Raw genomic sequence first — 8,153 nt, 5'->3', positions numbered from 1 at the left:
CGGCAGACCCAGCCAGCGCTCCAGGACATCCGGAGCCGCCTGCACCAGGGCGGCCCCGGTGCCCAGCCGCCGCAGCCCCTCCTGGAAGCCGGGCTGGCCAGCCTGGTTGAGCTCGTCGATCTGGGAGACGTCGAGGGCCTGCTCCAGCACCCCCCGTCCCGAAGCGATCAGGACGAGGTCATCGTCCACCAGGGCCGTGGCCAGGGGCATCGGCGTCCGGCCCACCAGGCCCCCCCGGCCGCTGATCAGGCCCAGGCCCCGGTAGGTGCTGATCTGGAGATCCGTTCCCGCCAGGCTGCGGGTCTGCCAGAAACGCTGCAGAAAGCGACGGGCGCCGCCGTTGTCCCGGCTGCCCAGGACCAGCAGCCAGCCCCCCCGCCGTTCGCCCCCTGCCGCGCCGCCGGCATCCGCCTCGAACAGGGCCAGGCCCACCGGGGACGCCAGCCAGGAGCTGAGCTCCGTGTCGTAGTCGAGACCGGCGGCGGCAAACGCCCCATCGCGCAGCCGGCCGACCGCATCCGCCGCCTGGCGTCGCTGGCGGGGCGGGGCGACGGCACGGGCGTAGTCGAGGGGCTGCTCGCCATCGCTGAACAGGTGGAGGCTGAAGGGGGCATCCCGGGGCACGAACCGGGCCGCCCGCGGCACCACCAGCGGCAGCCGCTGCAGACGCAGGGCGCTGCGCTGCCACACCAGCCACCAGCCACCGAGCCCCAGACCGAACACCACCAGCACCAGGGCCAGCAGCACCGCCAGGAATGGGCGGGCCTTCATCGGTTCTCAGCAGGATGGGACCATCCTGACGCCACCCCCCCTCCCACGCCCGCCATGGACGAGCCGACCCACCCGGCCAGCCCCCGCACCCTCTCCGCCCTGGAGCTGCAGCGACGCCTGGCGGAGGGGGAGCCGTTCCGGATCGTGGACGTGCGCGAGGACCAGGAGCTCGCGGAGGCACGCCTGCCCCACCCGGTGGTGCATCTGCCCCTGAGCCGCTCCAGGGAATGGATCCCGGAGCTGGAGACCCTGATCGACCGGCAACAGCCGGTGGTGGTGCTCTGCCATGCCGGCATCCGCAGCTGGCACTTCGCCTGCTGGCTGATGCAGGAGCAGGGCTACGGCGAGGTCTGGAACCTGCAGGGGGGCATCGACGCCTGGAGCCGGGAGGTGGATCCCCAGGTTCCCCGTTACTGAGTCCCCGTGCCGGGGGGTCGGCGGGTCAGGCGCAACTAGGATGAATTTTCTGTTTATCTTTTCAACTTTTACCCCCATTCCTTGGACACGCTGCCGCGCCGACAACAGGAGGTCCTACGGGCCACGGTGCGGCACTACGTGGACACCGTCGAACCCGTAGGGAGCCACACGCTGGTGCGCCGTTTCGGGCTGCCGGCCAGCCCGGCCACGGTGCGCACGGCCATGGGGGCCCTGGAGCAGCGCGGCCTGCTGACCCAGCCCCACACCTCGGCCGGACGGATCCCAAGCCAGCGCGGCTACCGCCTCTACGTCGATCAGCTGCTGCCGGCCCCGGGGGCCGCCGCCCTGCAGCTGGAGCGGGAGCTGGCCGGGATCAGCCTGCAGTGGGCGGCCCTCGATGACCTGCTCTTGCACCTGGCCCGCCGTCTGGCCGATCTGACCGGCCTGCTCAGCCTGATCACCCGCCCCCAGCGGCCCAGCCCCCTGCTGCAGGCGGTGCGGCTCGTTCCCAGCGGCGACCGGCTGCTGGTGTTTCTCGTCCAGGGGCCCGACTTCAGCACCAGCCTCAACCTGCGCCTCGGCGCCGGCCTGGAGGAGGAACTGCCGATCCTGGAGCGCTGGAGCAACGAGCAGCTCCGCTCCGGAGGCAACGGCCGCATCCCCTGGGAGCGGCTGCCGGCGGAACTGCGCCGCAGCGGTGGCCTGCTGCGCCAGGCCCTCGACAGCCACGGCCGCATCCGCAGCGAGGAGCTCGATGCCGTGGTGGCCGCCGGCCTGGGCGGGCTGCTGGCCCAGCCCGAATTCCGCCACAGCTCCAGCCTGCTGCCCGTGGTGCAGCTGGTGGAGCATGGCCCCCGCGCCCTGCTCGGGATCACCGGCGACCGGGACCAGGTCGCGACCGAAGCGATCTGGATCGGCACGGAACATCCCCATGCCGCCCTCGGCCAGTGCGCGGTGGTGCAGGCCACCTACCGCACCGGCCACGGCGGCCGCGGCCAGGTGGGGCTGGTGGGTCCGATGCGGATGGCCTACGCCACCGCCCGCGCCGCGGTTCAGTCGGTGGCCTCGATCCTGGAGAGGCTGCTCAGCTGATGACCTACTGCCTCGGTTTCCTGCTCCACAGCGGCCTGGTGTTCGCCTCCGACTCCCGCACCAATGCGGGGGTCGACTACATCTCCAGCTACAGCAAGATGCACGTGCTGGCTCCGGCCCCCGACCGGCTGTTCGTGCTGATGGCAGCGGGCAACCTGGGCACCACCCAGGCGGTGCTCAACCGGATCCGCCGTGACATCGAGAACCATGGCGCCGGCCCCAGCCCCCAGTGGACGCGGCAGGACGACCCACCGGCCGGGCCGAGCATGCTCACCGCCCGCTACCTGTTCGAGGTGGCCGACTACATCGGCCGACTCAACGTGATGGTCCAGAAGGAGTTCAATCCCAACCTGCGCCAGGCGGGGGCCAGCGGCGAGGCCAGCTTCATCCTCGGCGGCCAGATCGCCGGCCAGCCCCATGGCCTCTACATGATCTATCCCCAGGGGAACGCGATCATGGCCACCGATGACACGCCCTTCCTGCAGATCGGCGAAACCAAGTATGGCAAACCCCCCCTCGATTACATCGGCCGCCCGGACCTCTCCCTGGAGGATGCGGCCCGGCTCTGCCTGGTGTCGGAGATCGTCACCCGGCGCTCCAATCTCACCGTGGGGCCACCCTTCGAGATCGCCCTGGTTCCCCGGGACGCCTTCAAGGTGACCCGGCACCTGAAACTCGAAAAGGACGCACCGGAGATCCAGCACACCATGGAGGTGTGGACCCGCCACATGCAGGAAGGACTCAACAAGCTGCCCCGTTTCCCATGGGAGCACGATCCCCTCTGAGGCCCTAGCCCGCCAGACCGTCGCCCAGCTTCTCGGCCACCGTGTTGACATCCTTGTCGCCGCGGCCGGAGAGGTTGAGCACCACTTCGGTGCCGGGGGCCAGGGTGGGGCAGAGGGACTCCAGCCAGGCGAAGGCGTGGGCCGTCTCCAGCGCCGGGATGATGCCCTCCAGCTGACTCACCCGCTGCAGGGCCGCCAGGGCCTCGGCATCGGTGACGGCGGCGTACTCGGCCCGGCCGATCTGGCGCAGGTAGCTGTGCTCCGGGCCCACGCCGGGGTAGTCGAGGCCGGCGCTGATCGAGTGGGCCTCCTGCACCTGGCCCTCGTCGTCCTGGAGCAGCAGGCTCATGGCACCGTGCAGCACGCCCACCCGGCCTTCGGTGATGGTGGCGGCATGGCGCCCGGTGGCCACACCCTCCCCGGCCGCCTCCACCCCGATCAGGCGCACGGAGGTGTCTTGCACGAACGGATGGAACAGGCCCATGGCGTTGGAGCCGCCGCCCACGCAGGCGATCAGCACATCCGGCAGCCGGCCGAAGGCCTCCAGGCACTGGGTCCGGGCCTCCTGGCCGATCACGGCATGGAAATCCCTCACCAGCATGGGGTAGGGATGCGGGCCGGCCACCGAACCGAGGATGTAGTGGGTGCTCTCCACGTTGGTGACCCAGTCGCGGATGGCTTCGCTGGTGGCGTCCTTGAGGGTGGCGGTGCCGGCGGTGACGGGCTGCACCGTGGCCCCCAGCAGGCGCATCCGGAACACGTTCAGGGCCTGGCGACGCATGTCCTCGGCGCCCATGTAGATGACGCACTCCAGCCCGAAGCGGGCGCAGACCGTGGCCGTGGCCACCCCGTGCTGACCGGCGCCGGTTTCGGCGATGATCCGCTTCTTGCCCATCCGCAGCGCCAGCAGGGCCTGGCCGAGGGCGTTGTTGATCTTGTGGGCGCCGGTGTGGTTCAGGTCCTCCCGCTTCAGCCAAAGGCGCGGCCCCCCCTCGGGCCGGCGGTAGTGCTCGCTGAGCCGCTCCGCCTCATAGAGGGGGGTGGGGCGGCCGACATAGGTGCGCAGCAGGTGGTTGAGCCGGGCGGTGAAGGCGGGATCGGCCCAGGCCTCGGCGGCGGCCGCCTCCAGCTCGGCCAGGGCGGGCATCAGCGTTTCCGGGACATACTGCCCGCCGAAGGGGCCGAAACGGCCCAGGCCATCGGGGCGGACCGACGGCTGCAGCTCGGCAGGATCGGCGCTGCGGGTTGGAGCGGTGCTGGTCACCGGCGCTGCGCGAAAGGAGATAATTCACCTTAGGGAGCCGCCACCCGGGGCGGCAGCGGTGGAGGGGCATCCGGGCGCCACCGGAGAACCATCCGCTGGAGAGGCTGCCGACCGCGTCGCCCGCGAACACCAGAGATGCTTCCCGCCGACTACCTCACCTCCCTGCCCCTGGCGGAACGGCTGTATCGACAGCAGCCGGATCTGGCCGGCCGGATCTATTCGCCCCCCGTGCTCGATTTCCTGCGCGATGGTGTGGTGATCTTTCCGCAGGTGCTGGACCCGGAGCTCCTCGATCGGATGGACCGGGACCTCGAGGCCCTGCCGGCCCTGGCCCGCACCTCGCTGCTGCACGGCATGATCGGCATCGACGGCAAGGCGGAGCATTACGACGCCCGGGTGCTGCGCAATCTCTCGGTGCTCGGCATCACCGATCTGCGCGAGGCGGGCCCGGGCCTGAAGCTCAACGACCTGCACCGTTACTTCGAGACGGCCCGTGCGCTGGCCTTCGCCGATCCCGTCATCCATTTCCTCGATGAGCTGTTCGGATCGGCACCGGGGCTGATCCAGACGCTCACCTTCTGGAAGAGCAGTGAACAGTCCCTGCACCAGGACTTCTCCTACGTGCACCACCACAGCCGGCTGGGCCACCTGGCCGCCGCCTGGATCCCCCTGGAGGACATCAGCGATCAGGCCGGACCGCTCGTCTACTACAAGGGCTCCCATCGGCTGGCGGACGATCAGTTTTACAACTGGGGCGGGGGCGGGATCCTGGCCAGTCGCGACAGCGACCCCGGGACGGCGGCGGGGTACAGCCGGTATCTGGAGGCCCTGATCGAGGCCCAGGGCTGGAGCCCGAGCATCTACCTGCCCCGGCGCGGCGACGTGCTCATCTGGCACGGGGCCCTGATCCACGGCGGCACCCCGATGGGCGACCCCGCGCTCACCCGTCGGTCGTACGTCTGCCACTACACGGCCGCCGCCGGCCACAAGGCCCTGGCCCGGCACCGCGTCGGTGGCGGCTACGACTTCTCCGAACCGCCCACCCTGCCTGTGACCATGCGCCCCAGGTCCCTGCCCTCCCGGCTGGTCGCCGCCGCCGGCCGCCGCCTCAAGGGGCTGATCGCTGGAGGCGCCACCGATGCCTAAGGGGGGCTGGAGGGAGTTCAGCGGGCCGGAGAGCCTGCAGCGGCCCGAGGCCGACTCGGCCCCGACGCCCAGGGGGCTCCAGAAGGTGCGGGTGCAGCGCACCCGGGCGGGCAAGGGGGGGAAACTCGTCACCGCCATCACCGGCCTGGAGGCCCCCGAAGCCGAGGCGCGCCAGCTGCTCAAACGGCTCAAGGCCACCGCCGGCACCGGCGGCACCCTCAAGGACGGGATGATCGAACTGCAGGGGGATCACGTGGCGACGGCGATGGCCGCCCTGGAGCAGGACGGCTACCGGCCGAAGCAGGCGGGGGGGTAGGGGAGAATGCGACCCGAAGCCCCCGCCCCGTTTCCGTGTCCGAGATGACCCCGCCTGCCAAGGCCACCAACATCGTCTGGCACCACTCGACCGTGACCCGCGCCGCCCGGGCCCACCAGCGGGGCCACCGCAGCGCCATCCTCTGGTTCACGGGCCTCTCGGGGGCGGGGAAGAGCACCCTGGCCAACGCGGTCAACTCGGCCCTGTTCGAGCAGGGGCTGGCCTGCTACGTGCTCGATGGCGACAACGTCCGCCACGGGCTCTGCAGCGATCTGGGTTTCTCCGACGCCGACCGGGAGGAGAACATCCGCCGGATCGGTGAGGTGGCCAAGCTGTTCCTCGATGCCGGCGTGGTGGTGCTGACCGCCTTCGTCTCCCCGTTCCGGGCCGACCGCCAGCGGGCCCGGGAGCTGGTGGAGGCGGGTGATTTCCTTGAGATCCACTGCGCCGCGGACCTGGCGGTCTGCGAACAGCGGGACACCAAGGGGCTTTATGCCAAGGCCCGGGCCGGGCAGATCAAGGAGTTCACCGGCATCTCCAGCCCCTATGAGGCCCCCGAAGCCCCCGAGCTGCGGGTGGCCACCGGGGAGCAGAGCCTGGACGATTCGGTGGCCCAGGTGATGGCCGAGCTGGAGCGGCGCGGCATCATTCCGGCTCCGGCAGAGGCCTGAACGGCTCCGGTTCGGCTCGCAGACGCAGGGCCCAGGCATCGAGAAAGGTCTTGGCGCAGCTGGCCACCGGCACCGCCAGCAGCAGGCCCAGCAGTTCCCCCAGACCCATCAGCGCCCCCAGCCGGGCGCCGATCGGCAGGCTGATCAGCAGCCAGGCCGGCTGCAGCCCCACGATCGAGCCCATCAGCCGCGGCTGGATCACCTGGTCGACCACCTGGCCAACGCTGATCGCCACCGCCAGCACCTCCAGGCCGGTGCGTGGATCCTGCAGGGCCAGCAGCACGCTCACCCCCACGATGGTGAGGGCGCTGGCGTAGGGGATCAGGGTGGTGAAGCCGATCGCCACCGCGAACAGCACGCCGTAGGGAATGCCCAGCAGGGTGAACACCAGGCTCTGGGCGCCGCTGAGGATCAGGGCCAGCACCACCTGGCCGGCGAAGTAGCCCCGGAAGGTGCGGTCCAGGGTGCTGAGCACCAGGGAGCGGGTGCCGGCGGGCAGCCATTCCACCAGCCCCCTGGCGATGCCCTCGCCCCCCAGCAGCAGGAACACCGCCAGCACCAGCACGATCACCGTGTTAACGGTGACCCCGACGGTGGCGCCCAGGATGCCCAGCACCTGCTGGCTCAGCTGGGAGGCGATCTTGCTGGTGCGGGTGATCAGGTCACTGCTCAGGCCGCCGAAATCGGTGGGCAGCCCCCGCTCGGTGGCCCAGCGCTGCAGCTGCCCCAGCAGCGTCTCCCCCTGCGCCAGCCAGCTGGGCAGGGCCAGCACCAGGTCGCCGAGCTGCTCCACCAGGCGCGGCACCAGCACCAGCGCAGCCAGCACCACCGCCGAGAGGCTCAGCCCCAGCACAAGCAGCAGGGCCAAGGGTCGCGGCAGCCCCCGCTGGATCAGCCAGCGGCTGGGGATGTCGAGCAGGAAGGCCAGCAGGGCCGCCGTCAGGAACAGGGCCGGGAACGGCGCCAGGGGCACCAGCAACTGGCGCAGCACCCAGAGGTTGAGCACCAGCAGGGGCAGGGCCAGGGAGAACCGCAGCCAGGGTGGCAGGACCAGCCGCTCGAGCATCAGCGGGAGCGGGGCCAGGCCCCGGAGGATCGACGATCGCCGACCAGCTTGGCCTGCCGGGTCGGCGGCGGCCAGCGCCTCATGGCTGGCCCATCGCCGCCAGGTAGGCAGCGCTGCCGAGGGCCTGCAGGCGCGCGTCCTTGGCCACCACCTGATCGTGCAGCCCCCGGCGATAGGACTCCAGGGCTTCGGCGAGCACCGGATCAGCGATCGCCAGCATGGCGGCCGCCAGCAGGCCGGCGTTGAGACCGCCGCCAATCGCCACCGTGGCCACGGGGATCCCCGCCGGCATCTGCACGATCGAATGGAGGGAGTCCACCCCGGAGAGGGCCTGGCTGCGCACGGGCACGCCGATCACCGGCAGCATCGAGAAGGCCGCCACCATGCCGGGCAGGTGGGCGGCGCCGCCCGCCCCGGCGATGATCACCCGCAGGCCCCGGGCCGCGGCCGCCTCCAGCTTCAGCCCCGAGGGCAGCCAGGTGCGGATGGCGTGCTCCGGGGCGGGGCCCTCGAGGATCAGATCGATGTGGCCCAGCGCCGGGGCCGCCGCGGCGCCGGCGGGGGCGAGCAGGTCCTGGGCGGTGGCGATGTCGACCAGCAGCAGGGTCTCCAGCCCCCGGCGCTC

10 protein-coding genes are annotated in these 8,153 nt (G+C 71.3%); 6 read left to right on the top strand and 4 right to left on the bottom strand.

Going from position 1 to position 8,153, the window contains the following annotated elements; translation table 11 throughout:
* A partial coding sequence (locus tag VB737_RS12870; RefSeq protein WP_500313510.1) for a DUF3352 domain-containing protein occupies positions 1-771 on the bottom strand: 771 nt, incomplete at its 3' end.
* 54 nt (positions 772-825) lie between these two features.
* Here VB737_RS12870 and VB737_RS12865 point away from each other — a divergent pair.
* The 3 genes from VB737_RS12865 (at position 826) to VB737_RS12855 (ending at position 3,065) form a co-directional block, all read left to right on the top strand.
* A complete protein-coding gene (locus VB737_RS12865) occupies positions 826-1,188 on the top strand; it encodes a rhodanese-like domain-containing protein (RefSeq protein ID WP_500313508.1) in 363 nt (120 codons plus the stop codon).
* Between the two features lie 81 nt (positions 1,189-1,269).
* Positions 1,270-2,280 (top strand): HrcA family transcriptional regulator, encoded by a 1,011-nt coding sequence (locus VB737_RS12860; RefSeq protein WP_500313507.1) that lies wholly within the window; start codon positions 1,270-1,272, stop codon positions 2,278-2,280.
* Complete coding sequence (locus VB737_RS12855) at positions 2,280-3,065, top strand: proteasome-type protease (protein ID WP_500313506.1); 786 nt, start codon at positions 2,280-2,282, stop codon at positions 3,063-3,065. Before VB737_RS12860 ends, VB737_RS12855 begins: the two co-directional genes overlap by 1 nt.
* 4 nt (positions 3,066-3,069) lie before the next feature.
* Here VB737_RS12855 and trpB read toward each other — a convergent pair whose 3' ends face one another.
* Positions 3,070-4,329 (bottom strand): tryptophan synthase subunit beta, encoded by a 1,260-nt coding sequence (gene trpB / locus VB737_RS12850; protein WP_500313504.1) that lies wholly within the window; start codon positions 4,327-4,329, stop codon positions 3,070-3,072.
* Positions 4,330-4,464: 135 nt separating this feature from the next.
* On the opposite strand from trpB, the gene VB737_RS12845 reads away from it, so the two are divergent.
* From VB737_RS12845 to cysC, 3 genes are read left to right on the top strand one after another with little or no spacing between them, the layout of a single operon-like run.
* Positions 4,465-5,475, top strand: a complete 1,011-nt coding sequence (locus VB737_RS12845; RefSeq protein WP_500313502.1) for a phytanoyl-CoA dioxygenase family protein — start codon at positions 4,465-4,467, stop codon at positions 5,473-5,475.
* The gene (locus VB737_RS12840; protein ID WP_500313500.1) at positions 5,468-5,791 is read left to right on the top strand and encodes a translation initiation factor; all 324 of its coding nucleotides are present in this window, start codon (positions 5,468-5,470) and stop codon (positions 5,789-5,791) included. Before VB737_RS12845 ends, VB737_RS12840 begins: the two co-directional genes overlap by 8 nt.
* Before the next feature lie 44 nt (positions 5,792-5,835).
* A complete protein-coding gene (gene cysC / locus VB737_RS12835; RefSeq protein ID WP_500313499.1) occupies positions 5,836-6,462 on the top strand; it encodes an adenylyl-sulfate kinase in 627 nt (208 codons plus the stop codon).
* On the opposite strand, the gene VB737_RS12830 is transcribed toward cysC, so the two are convergent.
* Together VB737_RS12830 and VB737_RS12825 are read right to left on the bottom strand one after the other, a co-directional pair.
* On the bottom strand, positions 6,437-7,528 hold the full coding sequence (locus VB737_RS12830; protein WP_500313497.1) for an AI-2E family transporter: 1,092 nt from the start codon (positions 7,526-7,528) through the stop codon (positions 6,437-6,439). The genes cysC and VB737_RS12830 overlap by 26 nt on opposite strands.
* Before the next feature lie 79 nt (positions 7,529-7,607).
* Positions 7,608-8,063, bottom strand: a complete 456-nt coding sequence (locus tag VB737_RS12825; RefSeq protein ID WP_500313512.1) for an AIR carboxylase family protein — start codon at positions 8,061-8,063, stop codon at positions 7,608-7,610.
* Between the last annotated feature and the right edge of the window lie 90 nt (positions 8,064-8,153).

The organism is Synechococcus sp. BA-120 BA3 (assembly GCF_034931285.1).
Taxonomy (GTDB): domain Bacteria; phylum Cyanobacteriota; class Cyanobacteriia; order PCC-6307; family Cyanobiaceae; genus Cyanobium.
Note: the sequence above shows the minus strand (reverse complement) of the source record. Positions and strands in the feature narration are given on the sequence as shown.

What these genes read in the sequence shown, in the direction of transcription:
- VB737_RS12845 (WP_500313502.1), top strand. Translation starts at nt 4,465, where the DNA reads ATGCTTCCCGCCGACTACCTCACCTCCCTGCCCCTGGCGGAACGGCTG.
- cysC (WP_500313499.1), top strand. Translation starts at nt 5,836, where the DNA reads ATGACCCCGCCTGCCAAGGCCACCAACATCGTCTGGCACCACTCGACC.
- VB737_RS12865 (WP_500313508.1), top strand. Translation starts at nt 826, where the DNA reads ATGGACGAGCCGACCCACCCGGCCAGCCCCCGCACCCTCTCCGCCCTG.
- VB737_RS12830 (WP_500313497.1), bottom strand. Translation starts at nt 7,528, where the DNA reads ATGCTCGAGCGGCTGGTCCTGCCACCCTGGCTGCGGTTCTCCCTGGCC.
- VB737_RS12855 (WP_500313506.1), top strand. Translation starts at nt 2,280, where the DNA reads ATGACCTACTGCCTCGGTTTCCTGCTCCACAGCGGCCTGGTGTTCGCC.
- VB737_RS12840 (WP_500313500.1), top strand. Translation starts at nt 5,468, where the DNA reads ATGCCTAAGGGGGGCTGGAGGGAGTTCAGCGGGCCGGAGAGCCTGCAG.